Source organism: Aeribacillus sp. FSL K6-1305, from assembly GCF_038050115.1.
In the GTDB taxonomy this organism is placed as follows: domain Bacteria; phylum Bacillota; class Bacilli; order Bacillales; family Aeribacillaceae; genus Aeribacillus; species Aeribacillus composti.
Genome location: NZ_JBBOQV010000001.1, coordinates 1154527 through 1177508 on the forward strand (window position 1 = coordinate 1154527; position 22982 = coordinate 1177508).

General features: G+C 39.6%; 21 protein-coding genes. 3 read left to right on the forward strand and 18 right to left on the reverse strand.

The genetic code is table 11. The features are described 5' to 3' along the window. Positions 1–11 precede the first annotated feature (11 nt). From murG to NST97_RS05480, 13 genes are all read right to left on the reverse strand, one after another. On the reverse strand, positions 12–1118 hold the full coding sequence (gene murG / locus NST97_RS05420) for an undecaprenyldiphospho-muramoylpentapeptide beta-N-acetylglucosaminyltransferase (protein ID WP_063388495.1): 1107 nt from the start codon (positions 1116–1118) through the stop codon (positions 12–14). Positions 1119–1228: 110 nt separating this feature from the next. Continuing rightward, positions 1229–2329 (reverse strand): stage V sporulation protein E, encoded by a 1101-nt coding sequence (gene spoVE / locus NST97_RS05425; RefSeq protein WP_063388496.1) that lies wholly within the window; start codon positions 2327–2329, stop codon positions 1229–1231. Between the two features lie 41 nt (positions 2330–2370). Beyond that, the gene (murD, locus tag NST97_RS05430; RefSeq protein ID WP_445206676.1) at positions 2371–3726 is read right to left on the reverse strand and encodes a UDP-N-acetylmuramoyl-L-alanine--D-glutamate ligase; all 1356 of its coding nucleotides are present in this window, start codon (positions 3724–3726) and stop codon (positions 2371–2373) included. After that, on the reverse strand, positions 3727–4701 hold the full coding sequence (mraY, locus tag NST97_RS05435) for a phospho-N-acetylmuramoyl-pentapeptide-transferase (RefSeq protein ID WP_066251816.1): 975 nt from the start codon (positions 4699–4701) through the stop codon (positions 3727–3729). Positions 4702–4803: 102 nt separating this feature from the next. Continuing rightward, positions 4804–6282: a UDP-N-acetylmuramoyl-L-alanyl-D-glutamate--2,6-diaminopimelate ligase gene (locus tag NST97_RS05440; RefSeq protein WP_341343010.1), complete on the reverse strand. Its 1479-nt coding sequence runs from the start codon at positions 6280–6282 to the stop codon at positions 4804–4806. Positions 6283–6391: 109 nt separating this feature from the next. Next, positions 6392–8329, reverse strand: coding sequence for a stage V sporulation protein D (locus tag NST97_RS05445; protein WP_144597719.1), 1938 nt, complete (start codon positions 8327–8329; stop codon positions 6392–6394). A gap of 148 nt (positions 8330–8477) precedes the next feature. Beyond that, positions 8478–10634, reverse strand: coding sequence for a penicillin-binding protein (locus tag NST97_RS05450; protein WP_341343011.1), 2157 nt, complete (start codon positions 10632–10634; stop codon positions 8478–8480). A 5-nt stretch (positions 10635–10639) separates the two neighbouring features. Further along, positions 10640–10999 (reverse strand): cell division protein FtsL, encoded by a 360-nt coding sequence (gene ftsL / locus NST97_RS05455; protein WP_063388501.1) that lies wholly within the window; start codon positions 10997–10999, stop codon positions 10640–10642. Positions 11000–11009: 10 nt separating this feature from the next. Continuing rightward, the gene (gene rsmH / locus NST97_RS05460) at positions 11010–11945 is read right to left on the reverse strand and encodes a 16S rRNA (cytosine(1402)-N(4))-methyltransferase RsmH (RefSeq protein ID WP_063388502.1); all 936 of its coding nucleotides are present in this window, start codon (positions 11943–11945) and stop codon (positions 11010–11012) included. 54 nt (positions 11946–11999) lie between these two features. Further along, entirely contained in the window at positions 12000–12431 is a 432-nt protein-coding gene (gene mraZ / locus NST97_RS05465) for a division/cell wall cluster transcriptional repressor MraZ (RefSeq protein WP_063388503.1), read from the reverse strand. A 123-nt stretch (positions 12432–12554) separates the two neighbouring features. Further along, a complete protein-coding gene (bshC, locus tag NST97_RS05470) occupies positions 12555–14210 on the reverse strand; it encodes a bacillithiol biosynthesis cysteine-adding enzyme BshC (RefSeq protein ID WP_341343012.1) in 1656 nt (551 codons plus the stop codon). A gap of 66 nt (positions 14211–14276) precedes the next feature. Then, complete coding sequence (locus NST97_RS05475) at positions 14277–14660, reverse strand: DUF3397 family protein (RefSeq protein WP_341343013.1); 384 nt, start codon at positions 14658–14660, stop codon at positions 14277–14279. Continuing rightward, positions 14660–15544: a 2-dehydropantoate 2-reductase gene (locus tag NST97_RS05480; protein WP_341343014.1), complete on the reverse strand. Its 885-nt coding sequence runs from the start codon at positions 15542–15544 to the stop codon at positions 14660–14662. The genes NST97_RS05475 and NST97_RS05480 overlap by 1 nt, the downstream gene beginning before the upstream one ends. Before the next feature lie 188 nt (positions 15545–15732). Between NST97_RS05480 and NST97_RS05485 the strand changes: the two genes are divergently transcribed. Next, on the forward strand, positions 15733–16212 hold the full coding sequence (locus tag NST97_RS05485; RefSeq protein ID WP_341343015.1) for an N-acetyltransferase: 480 nt from the start codon (positions 15733–15735) through the stop codon (positions 16210–16212). Positions 16213–16311: 99 nt separating this feature from the next. On the opposite strand, the gene NST97_RS05490 is transcribed toward NST97_RS05485, so the two are convergent. The 3 genes from NST97_RS05490 to NST97_RS05500 all read right to left on the reverse strand — a co-directional run bounded on the left by NST97_RS05490 (position 16312) and on the right by NST97_RS05500 (position 18409). Next, on the reverse strand, positions 16312–16905 hold the full coding sequence (locus tag NST97_RS05490) for an RsfA family transcriptional regulator (protein ID WP_341343016.1): 594 nt from the start codon (positions 16903–16905) through the stop codon (positions 16312–16314). 777 nt (positions 16906–17682) lie between these two features. Continuing rightward, the gene (gene rpmF, locus NST97_RS05495; protein ID WP_063388509.1) at positions 17683–17856 is read right to left on the reverse strand and encodes a 50S ribosomal protein L32; all 174 of its coding nucleotides are present in this window, start codon (positions 17854–17856) and stop codon (positions 17683–17685) included. Between the two features lie 28 nt (positions 17857–17884). Continuing rightward, the gene (locus tag NST97_RS05500; protein WP_339209984.1) at positions 17885–18409 is read right to left on the reverse strand and encodes a YceD family protein; all 525 of its coding nucleotides are present in this window, start codon (positions 18407–18409) and stop codon (positions 17885–17887) included. A 131-nt stretch (positions 18410–18540) separates the two neighbouring features. Between NST97_RS05500 and NST97_RS05505 the strand changes: the two genes are divergently transcribed. Then, complete coding sequence (locus NST97_RS05505) at positions 18541–19767, forward strand: nucleotidyltransferase (protein WP_339209985.1); 1227 nt, start codon at positions 18541–18543, stop codon at positions 19765–19767. Here the strand turns inward: NST97_RS05505 and NST97_RS05510 are convergent. Together NST97_RS05510 and NST97_RS05515 are read right to left on the reverse strand one after the other, a co-directional pair. Next, positions 19764–20786 (reverse strand): SepM family pheromone-processing serine protease, encoded by a 1023-nt coding sequence (locus NST97_RS05510; protein ID WP_341343017.1) that lies wholly within the window; start codon positions 20784–20786, stop codon positions 19764–19766. The two genes, NST97_RS05505 and NST97_RS05510, sit on opposite strands and share 4 nt — an antisense overlap. After that, positions 20776–21570 carry a patatin-like phospholipase family protein gene (locus NST97_RS05515; protein ID WP_063388513.1) on the reverse strand — a complete coding sequence of 265 codons (795 nt, stop codon included), beginning with the start codon at positions 21568–21570 and terminating at the stop codon, positions 20776–20778. The genes NST97_RS05510 and NST97_RS05515 overlap by 11 nt, the downstream gene beginning before the upstream one ends. 153 nt (positions 21571–21723) lie before the next feature. Between NST97_RS05515 and ylbJ the strand changes: the two genes are divergently transcribed. Then, the gene (ylbJ, locus tag NST97_RS05520; protein ID WP_339196668.1) at positions 21724–22944 is read left to right on the forward strand and encodes a sporulation integral membrane protein YlbJ; all 1221 of its coding nucleotides are present in this window, start codon (positions 21724–21726) and stop codon (positions 22942–22944) included. The last annotated feature ends 38 nt before the right edge of the window (positions 22945–22982 follow it).

Below are 22982 nucleotides of genomic sequence, written 5' to 3' on the forward strand. Positions count from 1 at the left end.
TCCCCCCATTTTCAAATCTTGTTATTAGCAGCGGCAAGTTCGTTCATGACTTGATAAAGCCTTTTGGCTGCATCACGAACTCCCAGTTCAAAAGAAGCTTCGCTCATGCTCTTCAACGTTTCCGGATTCAGTAAAATTTGATCGATCAACGTTAACAAACGATGCCCTGTTAAATTTTGTTCAAGCAATAAAACGGCAGCGTTTCTTTCACTGAGTGTGCGGGCATTTGCTTCTTGATGATTGGCTGTAACATACGGGCTTGGAATTAATATGCTTGGAAGACCAAGCGCTGTTATTTCCGCTAAAGTCGTAGCACCTGCTCTTGATACGATTAAATCAACTGCTGCCAGCACATCCGGCATTTGGTGGATAAACGGTTTGATAATAATATTTTTCAGCCGGCCGCAATCACCTATTTGTTCCATTATTTGCTTGTAATGAACCTCACCGGTGACATAAACAATTTGATACGGCTTTTTCGATAATTCGTCAAGGATGCTGAGGACAGATTCATTAATCGGTCTTGCCCCGCGGCTTCCTCCAAAGATGAGCACGGATTTTACATTCTCTGTTAAATTTAAAGATGATTTACCTTTTGCCCGATCGCCGCCAATCACTTCCTGCGCGCGAGGATTTCCTGTTAGAACAACTTTTTCTTCCGGAAAAAATTTTTTGGAGCTTTCAAAAGAAATGGCGACTTTATCAACATATTTTGCTAAAAATTTATTAGTCAAACCAGGCACGCTGTTTTGTTCGTGGATGATTGTCGGTATTCCGAGTCTGCTGGCTGCATAAACGACTGGTCCCGAAACATATCCTCCAGTCCCAATTACAACATCCGCCTGAAACTCTTTTAGCAGCTTTTTGCAGATGGCGAAGCTGTTGAAAAATCGATAAACTGTTTTAACATTATCAAACGACAGCTTTCGTTTAAAACCGCTAATTTTAATCGCTTTAAACGGGATCCCTTCCCGTGCCACAATCTCTTTTTCCAGTCCATTTTCCGTCCCAATATATAAAAAATTGGCATGAGGGTCATATTTTTTCACTTCTTTTATGAAAGCAAGCGCAGGATAAATATGACCGCCGGTTCCTCCTCCACTTACGACAATGTTCATTCAAAAAGCCCCCCCTGAAATGTTAGAAACTTTTTATAAAACAGTTAAAAGAGGCTGAGCAAAACAAGCTGAAAAGCCCCTTTTTTCCATATTTATCCAGATTGGAAAGCTTAATATTTTGCATATCGGCTAATATTTAAAAGCACCCCGATTGCCATCAGCATTAACGTCAGTGACGATCCTCCATAGCTTAAAAACGGAAGGGTGATGCCCGTTACAGGCATTAATCCTGTGACAACCCCGATATTGATCATCACTTGAATCGCAACCATTGCAACAATGCCGACAGCAAGCAAGCTGCCGAATAAATCAGGCGCGTTCAACGCGATTAAAATTCCCCGCCAAAGCAAAAGAGAGAATAATAAAAGCACAAGAGAACCGCCTATAAACCCCAATTCTTCCGCAACGATCGCAAAAATAAAATCTGTTTGTGGCTCGGGCAAATAAAAAAACTTTTGTCTGCTTTGACCCAATCCTAATCCGAAAAGGCCTCCAGGGCCAATTGCATAAAGCGATTGAATAATTTGAAACCCGCTCCCAAGCGGATCCTCCCATGGATTGAGGAACGAAGTGATCCTTTTCATACGATAAGGAGCTGATAACACAAGAGCGGTAAAACCGAGTGCACCTATCAATCCCAGTCCGATAAAATGGCTAATTTTCGCTCCTGCTGCAAAGATCATGACGACACATGCTCCCATCATCACCGTTGCTGTTCCTAAATCCGGCTGAAGCATAATGATCCCAAATGCTAAAAAGACTAATCCTAAGGACGGGAAAAGACCTTTTTTAATGGTTGTTACAAATTTTTGATTTTCGGACAAAAATTTAGCCAGAAAGGCGATCATTGCTAGCTTCATAAACTCAGAAGGCTGAATGGAAAATGCCCCGACACCGATCCAGCTTCTGGAGCCATTTCGTACAACGCCAATTCCAGGAATCAACACGGCAATCAGCAAAACGAAGCATACGATTAAAAGCACCTTTGCCCACGTTCTCCATGTCCAATAGTCTATATTCATAAAAAAGAACATGGCAACAATGCCCAAGGCGGCGAACAGCAGCTGCCGCTTTGCAAAAAAGAATGCATCGTCAAATTTATACGTTGCCCATATGGCGCTTGCGCTATATACCATGATTAAACCGATCGAAAGCAGCAAAAATGTGATCAAAATTAAAATGAAATCTGGAGATTTGCTTTTTGTCGACACGCCGAACACCCCATCTTTTTTAAGCTTAAGGGTACGAGCCCTTATTTTAGCTTATGCACGGCGTTTATGAAAATGTCTCCTCTCTCTTCGAATGTTTTATATTGATCCCAGCTTGCACAGGCCGGAGAGAGCAAAATGACATCACCTATATCCGATATGCGAAACGCCGCAAAGACTGCTTGTTCCACATTATCGACATGTTCTATCAGTTCTATTCCAGCCTTCTTTGCAGCCTTCTTTATTTTTGGGGCAGTTTGTCCAAAGGTGATGACTGCTTTCACATGTTTGAAATACGGGATTAATTCATCAAATTCATTCCCCCGGTCAAGCCCTCCGGCCAACAATACAACAGGGGATGAAAAAGCTTCGAGAGCCTTTGTTGTTGCCAAAATATTCGTGGCTTTCGAATCGTTATAAAATTTTCTTCCTGAAACTTCGCCGACATATTGCAAGCGATGCTTTACACCTGAAAACGATGCCAGCACCTTTTGAATCGCTTTGTTTCCAACATTTTTCGCCTTTACTGCACAAATAGCGGCCAAAATATTTTCTAAGTTATGCTTGCCGACAAGAGCGATATCTTTTATATCAATAATTTTTTCACCATCATACCAAATGGATTCATTTTGGATATAAGCACCATTTGATACTTCCTTATTGGTTGAAAAATAAATTTTCTTTCCGTTTGACAGTTCGGACAGACGCACAACATCTTGATCATCCGAATTGATAACCGCAACCGATTGGTCATCTTGGTTCGAAAAAATTTTCCCTTTCGCTTGCATATAATTTTCGCGAGTTCCATGATAGTCTAGATGGGCATTAAAAATATTTAACAAGACCGCGACTGAAGGTTTAAAATGAATGGTTCCTAAAAGCTGAAACGAGGATACCTCCATAACTACAATTTGTTCCTTTGTCGCTTCCTGTACAACTTCACAAGCCACATTTCCGATATTTCCTGCCAGCAGCGGCTGTTTTCCATCTGCCTTCAGCATTTCGTATATTAAAGTTGTCGTCGTCGTTTTTCCATTCGATCCAGTTATCGCAATAATTTCCGCTTCAGAAATTTGATACGCAAGCTCGACTTCGGTTATAATGGGAATATTTTGGCTCGCTGCTTTTTGTACGATTGGGTTTGTGTATGGAATGCCTGGATTTTTTACAACAATATCAATATTATGCTCCTCGAGCAATTGTTCGGGATGTTCTCCTAAAATAAGTTTGATCCCTAAACTTTCAAGTTCTTTTACATCATCATTTGCTTCGTATGGTTTCATGTCGTTTACGGTAACACGAGCACCTAGTTTATGCAATAATTTAGCGGCTCTCAAGCCGCTTTTCGCCAAACCTAATACGAGAACGTTTTGATCGACATACATTTGTACATTTTTCAATTATAACCACACCTCGATGATAATTCCTAGTATTGCAAAAAGCAAACCCATCGCCCAGAATGTCACGACGACTTTCCATTCCGACCATCCGTTTAATTCATAGTGATGATGGAGCGGGCTCATTTTAAACACTCTTTTTCCAGTCATTTTAAAGGAAATTACTTGAATAATGACTGATAATGTTTCAATAACAAACACGCCGCCAATCACTATAAGCAAAATTTCTAATTTTGTCAAAATGGCTACAGCGACAATCGCTCCTCCTAAAGCCAATGAGCCAGTATCTCCCATGAACACTTTTGCAGGGTGAGCGTTGAACACTAAAAAGCCTAATACGGAACCGACCACTGCAACACTAAAGATGGCGATATCATATTGACTATTGTTCCATGCCAATACAGCAAATGCTCCGAAAGCAATTGCAGCGCAGCCGGATAACAATCCATCGAGACCGTCGGTCAAATTGACGGCATTTGAGCCGCCTACAAGCATAAACAAAATAAGAACGGGGTAGAGCCAGCCAAGATCAAAAGAAAGTTCCGTCCCCGGCAATCGAATTTCTGTAGAGAACTCAAATTGATTTAAAACAAAATAAAAAATAACCGCAACAATGATTTGACCGATTAATTTTTGTTTTGAAGTCAGACCGAGATTTCTTTTTAACACCACTTTAATCATATCGTCTAAAAATCCGAGGAGTCCGTAACCGATCGTTACAAACAACAGCAAAAACGTTTCGATCCCCGGTTTCGAAAATTTATTGGTCATGACAATAGTGGTGATAATGATGGATAACATAATCATGACTCCGCCCATCGTCGGAGTTCCGGATTTTTTTTGGTGGGATTTTGGTCCTTCATCCCGAATACTTTGGCCAAATTTCAGCCTTCTTAAAAATGGAATAAAAATGGGAGAAAGTAATACACTGATTAAAAAGCCCATTAAGATGGTAAAAAGCACGACTTGTTCTAGCATTGATACTTCCTCCTCCCACCAAAACCAACATTTGCCTTTATATCCATATGATTATTGATGTTAAACCATTCCAATTCCATAACAAATCCTCTTCCTGCTTGATTATTTATTCTCTTTCAATTGAATAGCGCGAATAGCCACTTTTCGATCATCGAAGTCAAATTTTTTGTCCCCGATTTGTTGATATGTTTCATGGCCTTTTCCTGCAATGACGACGACATCTCCTTCTTCTGCATTGCTGATTGCAAATTGGATGGCTTCCTCTCGATCGACAATTGAATGAAAAGGTTCTCCGTCGACACCAGCTGTCATATCTTTTAATATTTGATGCGGATCTTCATTTCTAGGGTTGTCGGAAGTAAAAATTGGAATGTCCGCCCACTGAACAGCAATTTTCGCCATAAGCGGACGCTTCGTTCGATCGCGGTCTCCTCCGCAGCCAACGACTAAAATGACTTTCTTTTTGGCAAGCTCCTTCACCGTTTTCAATAAATTGTCCAAGCTGTCTGGTGTGTGTGCATAGTCAATAATGACGGAAAAATTTTGTCCGCAATCTACTAACTCAAATCGGCCGCGCACACCTTCCATCGATTCGACCGCTTCGATGATCTTCTCGATCTCAACTCCTGAAACTAAAGAAGCCGCAATAGCAGCAAGAACATTATAAACGCTGAATTTCCCGACTAATTTCATTTGTACAGGAAATGTACCTTCAGGAGTAACGAGGAGAAAAGAAGTCCCGCTTGCATTCATTTTCAAATCTTTCGCCATAATCTCACATTCGTTTTCAATTCCATATGTAACGATATGGGAAGAAGTCATATGTCTGTAATAGTCAGAGGCTGGATCATCACCATTCAATATAGAAAATTTTGGATGATTATGATCATATTTATTTCCGAGCTGAGCAAACAATAATCCTTTCGCATTTCGATATTCTTCCATTGTTTGGTGATAGTCTAAATGGTCTTGGGTGAGATTCGTAAATACTGCAACATCAAAATCACAGCCGTGGACTCGTCCCATATGCAGCGCATGAGAGGAAACCTCCATACTGGCGTGGGTCACGTTCTCCTCAATCATCTTTTTAAATGTTTTTTGCAGGGTTAAGCTGTCAGGCGTTGTATTTTTTACTTCGTATTGTTGATCATTTATTTTTGTATACATTGTTCCGATTAAACCGGTTTTATAGCCGGCATTGCGAAAAATATGATCAATCAGATGAGTCGTAGTCGTTTTTCCGTTCGTGCCCGTGACACCGATGAGGTGAAGCTTATGTGTTGGCTGATCATAAAAATAATCAGCAAGCACAGCCATTGCCCGTTTTGTATCATTTACGACAATTACCGGGATATCATCCGGCAGATGGTTCAGCGGTTTTTCTGATAACAGAGCGGCTGCGCCTTTTTTTACAGCTTCTAAAGCAAACTCATGACCGTCTACCGTAAAGCCTTTGATGCAAATAAATAAGCTTCCTTCCTTCACAGCACGCGAATCCATTTCCAATGAAGTAATCTCAGGATTCCCATTACCATAACGTTTATAATGATGTAGAGCAGTGAGAATTGCATCTAATTTCATAACGATAATCCTTTCTCAAAAAAACATTCTCCATTATTTTATCTTAGCTTAAAATGAGCGACAAGGGCTTTTCAAAAGCAGTTGTTTCAAAAAGCCCTTTTTTAGAAAATTATTCGTCTGCTGCCGCCTCGTCTCCTAATAAAATTCGTACAGTAGATCCTTCTTTTACCTTTACGCCTGCTTTTGGCGATTGTTGAACGACTACCTTGCCGTCGCCGTTTACATCAAGTTTTAAATTCACAAGCTGTTCAGCGAGCTCCTGTTTTGTGAGTCCTAAAACGTCCGGTACTGTGACGAACTTTTCATCCAGCCAAGTTTCCTTTTTTTCCATTTGCTTCGTTCTAGGCTTCACACCGAGCTGTCGGAGACTGTCTTTTATGATTGTTCCTACAATTGGCGCGGCAACAACACCGCCAAATTGCACCGTTCCCTTTGGATTATCAACGGCGACATAAACAACTATTTGAGGGTTGTCTGCAGGTGCAAAACCAATAAACGATACAATATGATTATTTGTCAAATATCCTCCGCCGGGAGCAGCTTTTTGCGCAGTCCCCGTTTTTCCTCCGACCCGATACCCTTCAACAAACGCCCCTCTTCCTGTACCTTTTGCAACAACACTTTCAAGAGCAGCGCGAATTTGTTTGGATGTTTCCTCGGAAATAACGCGTCTTTTCGCCTCAGGAGTCTTTCTTGATACAACATCTCCCGTATCCGGGTCAATCCATTCTTTTGCGATATTCGGTGTATATAAAACACCGCCGTTGATCGCGGCTGAAACAGCGGCCACTTGCTGGATCGGCGTTACAGAGACCCCTTGGCCGAACGCTGTGGTCGCAAGCTCGACAGGTCCAACCTGACTTTCTTGAAATAGAATGCCGCTTCCTTCACCTGCTAAATCAATCCCCGTTTTTTCACCAAAGCCAAATTTTTTAATATATTCAAACAAAGTCGATGTTCCCAGCCTTTGTCCAAGTTCAACAAATCCCGGGTTGCATGAATTTTGAACAACTTCAAGAAACGTCTGATCCCCATGTCCGCCTTTTTTCCAACATCTTAATGTCGCACCGGCAACTTTTACATAACCCGGGTCGTAAAAATGCTCTCTATAAAGATCAACCTTCTTTTCTTCAAGAGCGGCTGCTAACGTGATAATTTTAAATGTTGATCCAGGTTCATACGTGCTCCAGATCGGCAAATTTCGGTTATAAACTTTCGGATCGACATGCTGATATTTTGTCGGATCAAATGTCGGTCTTGATGCCATGCCTAAAATTTCTCCGTTGTTCGGATTCATGGCAATGGCAATTATTCCGTCCGGATTGTATTTCGATTCGGCAATGTCCAATTCCCTTTCGATGATCGATTGAATTTTTGCATCAATCGTCAGCTTTAAATTCAAGCCGTCCACAGGAGGCATATATTCCTCCACTTCATTTGGCATTCTTTTTCCTTTAGCATCAGAATAAAATTTAACATATCCTTTTTGGCCTTTCAATTGCCGATCATAATATAATTCAAGTCCGCTTAGCCCTTGGTTGTCGATCCCTGTAAAGCCTAAAACGTGCGCTAAAAGGCTGTTAAACGGATAATATCTTTTAGAATCTTCGGCAATGTAAACGCCTTTTAAATTTAAACTGCGTATTTCTTGCGCTTTTTCGTCAGATATTTTCCGCCCTTCAGGATGAACACGGACAATCATTTCTTTTTTCGTTACGTATTGATAAGCTTTTTCCGTCGGCATATTTAAGACAGAAGCAAGCTTTTGAGCCGTTTCAGCTGGATTTTCGACCTGACGAGGAATGATAAATACGCTCGGGGCACTGACATTTGTCGCAAGCTTCTCCCCATTTCTGTCCACGATTTCTCCCCGCTTTGGTTCAAAAGGAATATTTCTGCTCCATAAATCCTTGGCAAGAGAAGTTAATTGCCCGCCTAACACAAATTGGACATATCCTAGTCTTACTTCGATCACGGCGAAAATCAAAAAACCTGCCAATAGAACGAAAACGAGCCGTTTTCTTACTGTTACATTTGAAACGCGCATATATACGATAACTCCCCTCATGTAGGTTCGCTATCAAAATATATGCCTCGTCCATTTAATATAGAACAAGCTTCAAGCGGAAGCAGGCGCCCGCTTGCCAAACCGTTCCCAGATACATTTTTTTTAAAAGCGGGCTCCTATTGTGGTACTACTTAGGCTTTTTTAATTTAATAGTTAATTGATCTCCTTTTCTAATTTCAGTGCCTGGTTTAATATTTTGTGCGTTAACATATCCGCTTCCTTCATATTTCAGCTCAAGCTCCATGATGGAACACAGCTTCATCACATCCCGCAACGACCATCCGGAAATGTTCGGCATTCTCACAGCTCCGTCCGTTAGAAGAAACACTTTTTCTCTTTGGATCACCCGTGAAGTCGCGCTTGGATATTGGGAGGTGACGGTGGCTCCGCCGCCTAGAACAATTGGTTGAATTTGCTGTTTTTCGAGCTGTTGAACGGCTTGTTGAACCTGCTGGCCTTTATATTCAGGCAGTGAAACTCCGACTTCTTTTTCATTTTTAACATTTTTTTCTTCCTTCGCAGCAGCAGTTGTCGGTTCAATTTTTAAATATTCAAGACTATTTTTCATCACTGATTTAAAAATCATGGAAACAGGAGCTGAACCGGTTTCTGTCGGCTTCAACTTCGGCTGCTGAACAGCAACGTAGACAATGAGCTCTGGATTTTCTTTTGGAGCCATTCCTAAAAAGGAAAATACATAATTTTCCCGGCCCGTTAAATAACGTCCTCCTTCTCCTGCTATTTGAGCTGTCCCAGTCTTCCCGGCGATGTGATACCCCGGGATTTGAAAAGGTTTCCCTGTTCCATGTTCAGATGTCACAACAGTTTCTAAAAGTTCAAGCGTTTTCGCAGCAGTTTCTTTTGTGATTGGTTCGCCTTCTACCGATGGTTCCGTCTTCTTTAGCACTTGATTTGTGTCAGGGTCTACAATTTTATCGATGACATAAGGCTTCATCATCTTCCCATCGTTGGCAATAGCTGTTGCAGCTTGTACGAGCTGGATTGGTGTGAAAGCTGACGCTTGTCCAAATGCAGTCGAAATTTTATCCCTCTCCCATTTGTAATTTAATTTGCTGTTCTCTTCGTTCGGCAAATCAATACCCGTTTTCTCTAAAAACCCAAAACGATTTAAATATTGATAAAACCGATCAAGCCCAATCTTTTTATGCGCTAATATGGCAAAACCGACATTGGATGACCGCTGAACAGCTTCATCAAACGTAATGGTGCCCCATCCGACATTGTTATGATCGTATATAGGACTTGCGCCTTTTACTTTATACATCCCGGACTTATATTTTTCGTTGCCGTTATAAACCCCTTCATTAACCGCAGCAGCTAATGTAAAAATTTTCATTGTCGAACCAGGCTCAAAACGGTAAGAAACAGCGTCATTGTAAAAATTTTGAATATCACGCTCGTTTGGATCAAAGCTTGGCCGCTGAGACATCGCTAAAATTTTCCCCGTTTTTGGGTCTGCGACAATTCCGATCATTTTCGTCGGCTGATATTGTTTTTCAGCTTCATTTAACGCATCTTCCAAAAACGTTTGAATTTTTTGGTCAATTGTTAAATAAACGTCGGCTCCGTTATTCGGCGTAACAATTTTGTCTTTGCTGTGCGGCAGCTTGTAGCCGCTTCGGTCGCTTTCATATATCACATATCCGTCTGTTTCCTGCAAATATTTATCTAAGCTTTTTTCTATCCCCAGCTGCCCGGTTGTTTTTCCCGTCTTTTCATCTCGCTTGGCGTAGCCAATCACATATGATGCAAATTTTCCGTTTGGATAAAAACGTTTTGTATCGCGAATAAAACCGATGCCGGGCAATTTAAGCTTTTCAATTTGCTGTTTTTTCGCAAAGCTGATGTTTCTTCCTTTTTCTCCGAATTCGACCTGAAACTTGTCTTTTTTCAAAATAGTTTCGATTTCTTTCTGTTTCATTCCAAGAATGGGAGCTAATTTTTCTGCCGTTTCTTCAGGATCGACAACATGATTCGGATGGTCGGGATCCGTTGTCATTTTTTCATCCAATACAGCTACTAATGTATAGGTAACAGTATCTTCAGCGAGCACGTTTCCTTTTTGATCCAATATTTGGCCGCGGCGGGCTTCAAGCATGCGCTTTTTTTCATATTTTTCTTTTGCCTTAACAGCTAGCACTTGACCATCGACAGTTCCTGTCGCTTGAATGTAGAAAAACCTCCCAAATAAGATAAAAAAGAGCAGAACAAATATTACGGATAATATTGCTGCTCCCCGATTCATATTTTTGCTTTTCTTCATCCCAATCAGTCCTGTATGCCTTTTACTTTGCTTGGATCTAATGTGAAGCCTAAGTCTTTAGCAATTTTATAAATTCTTTCAGGTCTTTTCAATTCATCGACCTGAAGGTTTAAATCACTGTTGATTTTTTCCTGATTTTCAATTTCAGCTTCGATTTTCTGCATTTCTATATTTGCTTGATACAATTTCACACTATTTGAGATAATCCAAATGGAGCATACCAGCATCAAAAATAAAAAAACAACAAATAACAGTTTCTCGCCTAATGTAATGGAGGATCTTTTTCGTTTAACAACGAGGGTTTGTTTTGCATGCTTCTTTTCTTCTTGTCGCCTTTCTTGAATTTTGACAGCTAAATTGCTCATAGAAAACCTCCTATTTTTTAATCTTTTCTGCTATACGAAGTTTAGCGGATCTCGCCCTTCGATTTTCTTCAATTTCATTTTCCGACGGCACGATCGGTTTTTTTGTTATAATTTTGATTTCTGGCAGCATTTCGTTGGGAATTATCGGTATGTTGCGCGGAATTTCTGCTTGGCTGGCAGCTTTTCTAAACGCCAGTTTGCAAATTCGATCTTCTAAAGAATGGAACGTAATAACACATATCCGCCCTTCTGGAGCTAACAGTTCAATTGCCTGACTAACCGCGCTTTCAAAAGCGGAAAGCTCGTCATTGACGGCAATTCTAATTGCTTGAAAGATGCGTTTGGCAGGATGCCCGCCTTTTCTTCTAGCGGCGGAAGGAATTGCCTCTTTTATAATTTCCGTCAGCTCGCCAGTTGTTTGAATGGTCTTTTTTTTGCGGGCAAGTTCAATTTTTCGAGCTATTTGCTTTGAAAATTTTTCTTCTCCGTATTGAAAAAAAATTTTTACAAGCTTTTCATAGGGCCAGGTGTTGACAATGGTAAAAGCGGAAAGCTCTTGGTTTTGATCCATTCTCATATCAAGAGGAGCATCATATTGATAGCTGAAGCCTCGTTCCGGTGTGTCCAGCTGAGGCGAAGATACTCCCAAATCAAACAAAATCCCGTCTACTTTATGAATACCCCTAGAGAAAAGCTCTTCTTTTAAATGTTTAAAATTGCTTTTGATGATGGTTACTTTATCTTGGAAGGGCTCGAGTTTTTCCTTCGCAAAAGCAATTGCAGCTTCATCTTGGTCAAAGGCGTATAAATGTCCAGTTGTCAGCCTTTTAGCAATTTGTTCGCTATGGCCTGCCCCTCCTAATGTGCAATCAACATAAATTCCGTCCTCTTTTATTCGTAAACCTTCAATCGCTTCATCCAGCAAAACTGTCTTATGTACAAACAATATCCAGCACCTCGTTTCCAACGGAAGAAGTTTTGATCATGGATAGGATGAACATCAAATATCAAAATCAATCATGTTTTCTGCAATTTCTTCAAATGATTCTTCTTGTTCAGCCACGTATTGCTCCCAATTTTGTTTGCTCCAAATTTCTATCCGACTGGAAACGCCGATGACGACGCATTCTTTTTCCAATTTCGCGTAAGCAAGAAGTGGAGCCGCAATGTTAATCCGTCCTTGCTTGTCCATTTCACATTCAATAGCGCCGGAAAAGAAAAATCGTGTAAAAGCTCGGGCATCTTTTTTTGTTAATGGGAGAGCTTTCAGTTTCTCTTCAATCACTTTCCATTCGCTGAGGGGATATCCAAACAAGCATTGATCAAGACCTCTCGTGAGAACAAACTTCTCGCCAAGGCCTTCCCTGAATTTTGCGGGTACGATCAATCTTCCTTTTGAATCGATCGTATGTTGGTATTCTCCCATAAACATTACGATGGCCCCACTTTCATTTCTTTTCCACCACTTCCCCCCACTTTTCACCACAAATTTATTGTACTATTAATGGACATAAAAAAAAACCCTGTATGACACAGGATTTTTCAAAAAATAGTTTTATAATTTGACAATTTTATGTTTTCCATTGAAAGTATATGTCAACTGCTGCAAATCTTTTACAAAATTCGGCCCATATTTGTTTAAATAGTAATAAATATTCCATACTCTTTCTTGCCATTGATTATTCGGTTTCAGTGAATACTCAATACGCCTGAACTTTTGCAGCTCTGCTTCATATTTTGCATGTATCTTTTTTTGAACGATCCTTTCCACAAAATCTATCTGCTGTTCGATAAATTGTGCGTTTTTCCGCAATACGGGCGCTAAGCTTTGGTCGAAATCCTCTATTTTTTCTCGCAATGACCGATGAATGTCCTCAATCTCTACTTTTGCTTTCGACACATATGTGCTGACATCAAAGGGCTCCTTTTGTTTAAACCACCTATGTTTTAACGGTTCAACCCCCTGCTTAAGAACCTCTTCCAACGGCAGGTCCAATTCTAGCAAGTCCGACTCTATGTTTCTTTCTAAAATCGTCAAATGAATTCTCGGAATAACTGGCGGCACATTCATCGAGAATAAATGAAATACCCCTTTTAATTCTGCCCAATACGCAATTTCTCCTGGTCCGGCGATAAAAGCCAAAGTCGGAAGCAAATATTCCTGCATGACCGGTCTTGTCACTACATTATTGCTGAACTTCCATGGATTCATTCTGACTTCTTCTAAAAGATCAGACAACGAAGACGTCCAATTGATTTCAGGGATCGAAAACAGATTCTTCTCTTTTTCTATGAGCAAATAGCGCTCATCTTCTATTTGATAAAACAGATTGGCGCAGTTTTCTCTCATTGTAATTGCTTGATATGGATATCCTTCTTCTTTTAAAATTTGCTGCTGCTTGACGACTTGATGATAAATGCTGTCAGTTGCCATGAGCATTTGTTCGAAATAAGATTTTTCCAATTCCCGCAATTCTTTTGATCCAGAGTTGATGAGTACAATTCCTTCATCTCCGAACATGGAGATGAGTAATCGTTCAAAAAATTCAACGTAAGTGGCAGATTGGTCAAGCTCATGATACAAAGAAGCAAGCAAATGTTTCGTATATTTCGTTTCGCCAAATGCCGCAAAAACTTCTTCCAGCCAAATGCGACAAGCGTTTTTATCAATTGATAACTCCGATATCATTGTTTTTTTTCGTTGTGTTTGCATGATCGTTTTCTTTTTCAAACGCCCTCTGTCTGCCACATAGAGATGATTAATTTCGTCAAAGTCATGATCCTCCCCCGCGATCCAAAAAACGGGAACAACAGGTATGTTCAGCTTTTTCTCTTGCTCTTTCGCCAATGCCAATATGGAAATGATTTTATGTATTGTATATAAAGGCCCTGTTAAGAGTCCAGCTTGCTGACCGCCCACAACGACGACACTATTCGGATTTTTTAATTTTAAAATATTCTCCATCATCTGTTCTGTTGCGTTCAGCCGCTTATGATATTGGATTAAAACATCCGCCAGCTCATCCCTCTTATAAGTCCTTGATAAAATATCGTCATATCTTTTTTGAAATACATCTTCTTGAAATGGATCATAATCAAAATATTTTTCAACCTCTAATCGCCGATTTATATAATTGTTCACAAAAGGATTGGATTGAGGAAGGAAGAGTTCAAACGCCTCCATATCTATTAACTTCCTTTCTTCGTTCATTATCATTACCCCGACAAGAGTATAGCATGTAATATTTTTAAACAAAAAAATTTTGCTTTTATTTATTCACATTTGATTCATTATGTACATAAACACCCCGATGATCGCCATGCTCTCAGACAGTAGAAAAAATATTAAAAAAGAACTTCTCCACATCATTTTCAATGCTTTCATCCATTTGATCTCGTCAGTGAATACGAATTGAAGTCCAGCTGTCGCCAAAAAAAGCAGCAAATATAAACAAAGCAGCCATAAAAACGATTGATGATGCCAAATAACAGAAAGCTTGATCCAAAATGAAACGGCAAAAAATACAGCAGCCACATCCACGCTCAAAAGGAAAGATTTTTTCTTACTTTTTAATAGAATACGAAAAAGAACCAAAAACAGCAGCCACGCGGCCAATGGAAACGTCACAAAAAAGGCGATGATTCCTATAACAATTCCCATCAACGTTCCTCCTGGTTTTCCAACCCTTTAATCGCATTGTACAAAAATTCCATTGTACAAGTATGAGCACCCTTTTCTTTCCCTTTTTGAATGAGATCCCCTAATATTGAATCAATTTCTGTTTTTTTATGATGTTCAATATCCGACAGCATTGATGAACGATTGTTTTTTGTCTTTATTGCAATACTTTCAATATATTCCCATAAATCATCCTTTTCATTTATTTCAAGAACATCACATACTTCGTGAAATAGCTTTTTGGCAAGCTTTGCAACATAAGGATTGCTGACGATGTGGCCATTCGGCATTCGAAATAAGGCAGTTAATGGATTAATAACTGCATTGGCGGCCAGTTTTTTCAATACAACCGGCACCCAATCCTCTTCATATTGTACCAAAAATAATGGATCAGACGTATTTAACTGATCAATAAATTCCCGCGCCCCACCGCCGTCATACGGGCTGATGCGAATTTTCCCAATACCAGTATGGTGAACGGTATTAGGGGATTTTTTTAAGGCGCCGTGCTCTACAACCCCTATATACAATTCATGTTGGGCAAGCTCTTTCATTCTGCCGATATGAGTTATGCCGTTTTGAACAAATACAATCTTTTTCGGCGGCAATTGCTTTAGCTTTCCAAATAATGACGGCAGACTATATTGCTTGACAGCAATAATTAATAATTCTTCATTATATAATACATCTGCACGTGATTTTACATATGCAGTCCAAGGGTTCGGGCCTATGACATGTATCCCTTCTGTCCTTACCAAAATTGCCTGCTCTTCCGTCTTTGTATAAAGGGTAATGTCATGTTTTCGGCTAAGGTATGCCGATATTAACAAGCCTACAGCTCCTCCGCCAATTACACCGATCTTCAAGTTCTCCACCTCTCTCATATGTATCATAACAAACAAAAACTAAAAATTCTTCTTTTTCCTGAATATAATTAAAAATTTGATTATATTTGCTTTTTTATTATTTTTTCAATGTTATTTTCTCTTTATGTTTAGTATAATGTGAGTGAAAAGGCGTCTATCATTATAGCGGCAATTGGGGGAGATTCGCCATGGTAAAAGTGGAAAAATTATTAGTCAATTATAAAACTTTAGAGGAATTTAAAAAATTTAAAGAATACGGCTTACAAGAATTATCCATGCTGGAGGATTTAGAAGCAAATATTATCGAAAATAACAGCGATTCGCCCTTTTACGGGATTTACTACGGAGACAAATTAATTGCCCGGATGAGTTTATATCGGGTGGATAAAAAATACGATCAATATTTTGAGCCAAAACAGGACTATCTTGAGTTATGGAAATTGGAAGTGCTTCCTGAATACCAAAGAAAAGGGTATGGAAAAACGCTTGTTGATTTTGCCAAATCGTTCGGCTTGCCTATAAAAACAAATCCGCGTATGAAATCGGCTGGCTTTTGGGAAAAGATGGGCTTTGTCCCTGTAAAGTATGATATGAAACGAGATCGTGGAGAAAATCCTCTCGTTTGGTATCCTAACAGTGTCACTGTCAAAGAAAAGGGCGCTCATTAAAAAAAGACGCTGGCAGCGTCTTTTTCAAAGTCAGAAGTCGATAGTTGATGAAACCGGCACGCTTTGTCGGTTTCATCTATTTTTAGAATCTCCCTTTTTTCATTCCTGACCGAACTGAAACGGTCTTTTTTTATGTTTCATTTTTTCTTTCTCCGCCTCTTCTTTCAATCCTGCTCGTTCCCTCACTTTTTCCATCATTTTAATAAAAGCGTAAAATTCATTTTCAATCTTCTTCAATTGTTCATGTAATTGTTCATTTTCGTTTTTAAATTCTTCTACTTTTTGTTCTAGAAAAGAAATTGTTTCACGCAAGCTTTTATTTTCTTCTTCCAACCGATTGTTCACCGGTTGGTGCTGTGTAGACTTTAAAAAAGCAATCACATCTTCGATAGTGATTTCCGATCTTCCACCTGCTTTCTCATAATGAAGCAGCTTTTTTTCGGAATTTTTCTTCTCTTTTTGCTGTCTAAATTTTTTACGTTCCTGTTTCGCAAGTTCAATGTCTGTTTCATATTTTTTTCGCAAATATGAATTCCAGCGAAAACCGCATGCAGCAGCCGTTCTTGAAAGTTTCTCCGCAACGATCTCAAAAGCCTTTAGTTGTGTTCCGCCTTCGCGAATATGCTGCAAAACAATTTCTTTCAAGAGCAGATCTTCATCCTCTGTCCATGCATCTTGCCGTGTCACCGCCATTTGTTCATCCCTCCGTTTTGATTTGACTTTTTCTTAAAAATGATTTTTTAAAAATAGAATGAGATGTAACAAATCAATTGTTGCTTCCATTCTCTTTTCTAAATTTTGTGATGCGAGCTTTTTGCCTCATCTCAACTATTTCATGCAATTTTTAATAATATATATGCCTGTAATAGAAACGATAGAAGCACAGTTTTAGTTGAAAGGAAAAAGAATGTGCTTCTTTCATTGACATTTCTTCTGCTTCCTAAAAAGTTTTTTTTGAAAATCGAGGGAGAATTGAGAGATGCATTAGTAAATTTGGAAGAAGCGGTTGTTCTAATTCGGCATTCGACATTTTCTTCACATCTTTTCCCATTCCGCCAGCAGGCAGGCTGTCAAAAGAGAGGATATTTTTTAGAGTCTAGCTTGGAGGAGATTTATGCTAAAAGGACAAATCTTCTACTCATATTCGTGAAGTCGTTCGCTTAACACTAGAGGAAGGATCGTTTTCTCGGCAGCTTCATGGAACCTTAGGAATAAAGAGGATGCACAGATTTCAGAATGGATTAAGAAATTTTCAAAGATTCAAGGAAGCCTTTGTGCCAGGAGAAAAATATGTATGTATTGAAAGCTTTTTCTCGCGCTTTAATACAGAAAGCTCCAAAAACGATCAAGCCGTTCAAGCAGATCTTAAGCCGCATTTGCTTTCACAAAATGTAACGGCCTTTCCCCGACTGAATATCGAGAAAAGGCCGCAGCTAAATTGTCTACTTGACACGGTATGGTCACTTTTCATTATTTGTTTACTACTTCTCTGCCTTTGTATGTTCCGCAAGATTTGCATACGCGGTGCGCCAGCTTCATTTCTCCGCAGTTTGGACATTCTACCATACCTGGAACTTGTAATTTAAAATGTGTACGGCGCAATCTTTTTTTCGTTTTGGATGTTCTTCTAAAAGGTACTGCCATTTTTCCCACCTCCTTACAGAGCAATGCTTTAAGAATCATTTTCTTTCTTATCCAATAACTTAGCTAAGCTAGCTAATCTTGGGTCAATTTTGTTTTTTTGTTCTTCATCTTTTATTAGCTTCCAAAACTTTCCTTCTTGAGGTGCTGCTTCCTGCTTGTTTTCCTCTTCATCACTAAACACTTGAAGCGGAATTTCTAAAAGGACAAGCTCATGAATGATTGGCATTAAATCAATGACTTCTCCTTGAACAACATGTGTTTGCTCACTCGTTTCATACTCGTCGGAGCTAAACAAAAACGTTTCCGATGTGCGGATTTCAAATGGATATTTAACATCAACAAGTGTTCTTGCGCAAGGAAGCGTCATTTCGCCAGTAATTGTTAAATGAAAGATGACTTTCATAGAGCTTATATCTGCATGTCCTTGAACATGAACAGGAGTTATCTCCCGCAAATCAGGATGATTTTGGACAAGATCATATAGATCGACATCTTCATTGATTTGTAAGCCTTTTTTCTGCAGTTTATATAATTGATGAACAGACCATTTCAACATATATCACCTCAAGACAACAAAGGTTATTATAGCTTTCAAATAAGTATTTGTCAATATTTTTCCTTTACACTATAATATAGGCATTATTGCACAAATATATTGATGAATTGAAAAAGAAGGTGATGGAGTTGAAGGCGGTCGGAATTGTTGTAGAATATAACCCATTTCATAACGGTCATTTACACCATCTTGCCGAATCAAAGAAGAAAGCAAATGCTGATATTGTCATTGCAGTGATGAGCGGTCATTTCTTGCAAAGGGGAGAGCCGGCACTCGTCTCAAAATGGGCGAGAACAGAAATGGCTCTAGCAGGCGGCGCAGATCTAGTTTTTGAACTTCCGTTTGCCTTTTCATCGCAAAGCGCAGAAATTTTCGCCAGCGGCGCCGTGTCGATTTTAGATGCGCTTGGCTGTGATTCACTATGTTTCGGAAGCGAGGTCGGAAAAATTGACGCTTTTCTTGAAACATATGAACTGCTGGAGAAAAGAAGCGATGATTTCGTTCATCTTTTGAAAACAGCGCTTTCGAAAGGCAACAGTTATCCAAAGGCCGTTTCCATTGCTTTTCAAAAAATTGCTTCCGGGGAAAAAACGCTATTAGATTTAAGCAAACCGAACAATATATTAGGATTTCAATATGTCAAAGCCATTGTTCAACAAAAAAGCTCGATGAAGCCTCTTACAATCGAGAGAATTGGCGCCGGCTACCATGATGAATCATACCATCACCCGAGCATTGCCAGCGCAACAAGCATCCGAAAAAACATTGTTCATGAACAAAACTTGTCTTCCATGAAACATTATGTTCCGGAAAGTTCGTTTCGCATTTTACTGAATTATAAACAAACTTATTCAGCCTTTCACGATTGGGAGCTTTACTTTCCATTTTTAAAATATTCTATATTGTCCAAAACTTTAACAGAATTAAAAGAAATATATGAAATGGACGAAGGCTTGGAACACCGCGTTGTTCACCATATTAAAAGGGCTGCATCATTCCACCAGTTTCTATCTCTCTTGAAAACGAAAAGATACACATGGACAAGATTGCAAAGATTATGCACCTATCTTTTGACCAATACGAAAAAAGAAGAAATGGCGAGCATATTAAAAACGAAAAAAGCCCCGTATATTCGTTTGCTCGGAATGTCAGGGCGGGGGCAAAGCTATTTGCAAGCTGTTAAAAAACAGTTGGAGCTGCCGCTTATTTCTAAAGTTTCGTCCTATTCTTCAGATGTATTGGAAATGGATCTCAGAGCGACAAATGTTTATGCGCTCATCCTCAACGAACCTGCCGCAACCGAGTTTATGAAGCTCGAGTATACAATGCCTCCTATACGTTACGGGCTTCCTTAACCGGAAGTCCTCATTGTTTCTAAATAATGGACGGCATCATCAAATGTATCCACCGGTATGATTTTCATATCAGAATGAATGGAGTCTCGTGTCTTCAGCGCTTCTTCATAATCGGAGCCTCTCTTGCCGTTTTCGTTAGGGGCAAAAAATATATCAATCCCAGCACGGTCTGCTGCTATCACTTTTTGTGAAATGCCGCCGATCGGACCTATCTCCCCTTTTTCATTAATCGTTCCTGTTCCAGCAATTTCTAATCCTTTTGTTAAATCCGTTTTCGTCAGCTGATCGTAAATTTCAAGAGCCATCATCAGACCTGCTGAAGGACCGCCGATATCTTTTGTATTGATAGTAATACCTGGTGAAGTCGTCAATTTTTTATCCGTCACGACGCCAACACCGAGACCCGTTTTATTAGGATAACCAGGAATTTGGACAAGTTCTACTGATGTTTCAATTATTTTTCCATCTCTGTTTATTTTTAGTGATATATGATCGCCTTTTTTCTTCCCTTTTAAATAATCAGTGAATTGCTCTGAAGTTTTTATATTCATTCCATCGGCTTCGACGATTCGGTCGCCAACTTTTAATTTTTCCCTTGCCGGTACTTCTTTCATAACCTCCAATACTGTAACGCCATTATTTTGAATAGTAATTTTTTTGCCGGCTTCTTTATAGGCGATGGTAATCGCAGCTTTTTGTGAAGCTTCCATTATATGTATTTGACGTTTTATATATTCCTCATCAGATTCATCTTCTTGGCGGACATGTTGAATCGGCATAATCTCATAATCATTCTGCATTTTCGCCCATAAATACGTAAATAATGTTGCTCTCCCGAAACGGACTGTTGTTAACGAAAAGCTGCCCTCTTCCTTATATCCGTTTTCAACATGAATCATATTGGATAAATCATTGACCAATCCCGGTTTTGTAATATAATAAGGGAGCTTGATGAAGGAACCGGAGAGTGCGACAATGATGCTGATGATAAGAGAAATAATAATGCGTTTACTTTTCATGATTGGTCTCCTTCCATTGGTTGATCTTATTCTTGATCTCATCAATATGTTTCGTTGCTTCCTCTTCACCAAGTTTAATAATTTCATCAATTTTCGTAAACGCTCCGCTGTGAAAATGTTCAACACGCGGGCAGATCACTACATCTGATGTTATTCGATGCTGCGCTAACTCATTTTGCATAATGTCTAAACTCCGCATAATGACATCAAAAATGGACTGAATGCGAGCTTCTTTTTTGACATGTGATACATCGACCGCTATTACGATATCAGCCCCCATTTCTTTCACCGCTGAAACGGGAACCCGTTCAATCACTCCTCCGTCAACTAATAACGAGCCGTTATAAGAAAAAGGAACAAAAATTCCCGGAATCGAAATGCTTGCCCGAACGGCATCCGCAACAGGACCTTTTCGAAAAACAACTTTTTTCCCTTCATTTAAATCGGTTGCAACGACCGCTAAAGGAATCGGCAAATCTTCTATATTTTGATTTCGGGTAAAAATTCGAATTAACTGTTTAATGCGGTCTCCTTGAATAAACCCCATTTTTGGAACGGTCACATCGATAAAATATTTTCGTTTAAATGCTGCCGCCAATTTATACATTTGTTCAACAGTTAAACCTGAGGCATAAAAGCTTCCTACAAGGGCCCCCATGCTCGAACCGGAAATCATATCAATCGGTATTTCATGCTGCTTCAACACTTTCAAAACACCCAGATGAGCAAACCCTCTAGCTCCCCCGGAACCTAACGCCACACCAATTGTTGGATGTTTCGGCATAAACGGAGCCCCCTTTCATGAATTTGTTATTCATCATATGGTCTAAAATGCCACCCTATTCACGTATATTGAATTATAGGTTGTACGAAAACCTCTTATTCATTCTATCATGTCAGCTTATACGTGTGCAGTTTTCAATAGGGGGCATAACAATTGAAAGAGGCAAAAATTAAAACTGCTTTATACGCAACCGTTATTTTCTTTATCACCTGCACGATTATTTTTTTTCCTGACGCCTCACTTGAGGCATCAAAGCGGGGATTACATATGTGGTGGAACATTGTTTTTCCTTCCTTGCTGCCTTTTTTTATTGTCTCGGAAATTCTTATATCAATCGGTGTGGTCCGTTTTATCGGCGTGTTTTTAGAACCGCTTATGCGGCCCGTTTTTAAAGTTCCAGGAGCAGGGGGATTCGTTTGGGCAATGGGGATGGCTTCCGGATTCCCCGCCGGGGCAAAATTGACTGCAAGATTAAGACAAGAAAACCAGATCTCAAGACATGAAGCGGAAAGGCTTGTGTCTTTTTCCAACTCTTCAAATCCTCTATTTATTTTCGGAGCTGTGTCAATAGGTTTTTTTCAAGATAAAAATCTCGGATTGCTGCTGGCCGTTTCGCATTATTTAGGAAATGTTTTCGTCGGGCTAACGATGAGATTTTGGGGAAAAGATGAAAAAAAGCTGCAAAAGGAAACAGTACATTCGAAGCCATCATTTAAAAAAGCGTTTCAGCTTATGCACGAAATGAGAATGCAAAATGAAAAACCTCTTGGAAAAATGCTCGGGGATGCCGTTCTCAATTCTGTCCAAACGCTGCTCGTCATCGGGGGCTTTATCATTTTGTTTTCGGTATTAAATCAAATTTTAAGCATCGTTCATGTGGCGGACATAGCAGCAACTTTCATATCGTCTTTGTTTATTCTTGTTCATATACCGACTGAGCTTTCCGTTCCGTTTTTTTCCGGACTGTTTGAAATAACATTAGGCAGCCAGCTTACAAGCCAGGCACAAGCCGCCATGCTGGATAAGGTGATCATCACAAGCTTTATATTGGCATTCAGCGGCTTCTCCGTTCAAGCACAAGTGGCAAGCATTTTAGCAGAAACAGACATCCGCTTTAAGCCTTTTTTCTTCGCCCGCATTATGCAAGGGATTTTTTCAAGCCTCTCTGCTTTGATCTTATTCAAGCCTTTATATATCGATCTATTGTCAAAGAATGAAGGTTATGCACCGGCATTTATATTTGAAAAAACTCCAAGCTTTCTCACGGAGTATTGGCTGCTCCTTTCCAAAGTCGGCCCCGTTATCACGATTTGCACGCTCATTGTGTATATTTTGATTTACTACTTTCGTTTAAGAAATAAAAGTGGAACATAAGAAAAGGTTCGGAAACCAAAATTTTCCGAACCTCAAAA

Excerpts from the sequence above, each read along its gene's own strand:
- murG (WP_063388495.1), bottom strand. The coding sequence starts at position 1,118 with ATGAACATTGTCGTAAGTGGAGGAGGAACCGGCGGTCATATTTATCCT.
- mraY (WP_066251816.1), bottom strand. The coding sequence starts at position 4,701 with ATGCTAGAACAAGTCGTGCTTTTTACCATCTTAATGGGCTTTTTAATC.
- NST97_RS05440 (WP_341343010.1), bottom strand. The coding sequence starts at position 6,282 with ATGAAATTAGATGCAATTCTCACTGCTCTACATCATTATAAACGTTAT.
- NST97_RS05445 (WP_144597719.1), bottom strand. The coding sequence starts at position 8,329 with ATGCGCGTTTCAAATGTAACAGTAAGAAAACGGCTCGTTTTCGTTCTA.
- NST97_RS05450 (WP_341343011.1), bottom strand. The coding sequence starts at position 10,634 with ATGAAGAAAAGCAAAAATATGAATCGGGGAGCAGCAATATTATCCGTA.
- ftsL (WP_063388501.1), bottom strand. The coding sequence starts at position 10,999 with ATGAGCAATTTAGCTGTCAAAATTCAAGAAAGGCGACAAGAAGAAAAG.
- mraZ (WP_063388503.1), bottom strand. The coding sequence starts at position 12,431 with ATGTTTATGGGAGAATACCAACATACGATCGATTCAAAAGGAAGATTG.
- bshC (WP_341343012.1), bottom strand. The coding sequence starts at position 14,210 with ATGAACGAAGAAAGGAAGTTAATAGATATGGAGGCGTTTGAACTCTTC.
- NST97_RS05475 (WP_341343013.1), bottom strand. The coding sequence starts at position 14,660 with ATGGGAATTGTTATAGGAATCATCGCCTTTTTTGTGACGTTTCCATTG.
- NST97_RS05485 (WP_341343015.1), top strand. The coding sequence starts at position 15,733 with ATGGTAAAAGTGGAAAAATTATTAGTCAATTATAAAACTTTAGAGGAA.
- NST97_RS05490 (WP_341343016.1), bottom strand. The coding sequence starts at position 16,905 with ATGGCGGTGACACGGCAAGATGCATGGACAGAGGATGAAGATCTGCTC.
- rpmF (WP_063388509.1), bottom strand. The coding sequence starts at position 17,856 with ATGGCAGTACCTTTTAGAAGAACATCCAAAACGAAAAAAAGATTGCGC.
- NST97_RS05510 (WP_341343017.1), bottom strand. The coding sequence starts at position 20,786 with ATGAAAAGTAAACGCATTATTATTTCTCTTATCATCAGCATCATTGTC.
- NST97_RS05515 (WP_063388513.1), bottom strand. The coding sequence starts at position 21,570 with ATGCCGAAACATCCAACAATTGGTGTGGCGTTAGGTTCCGGGGGAGCT.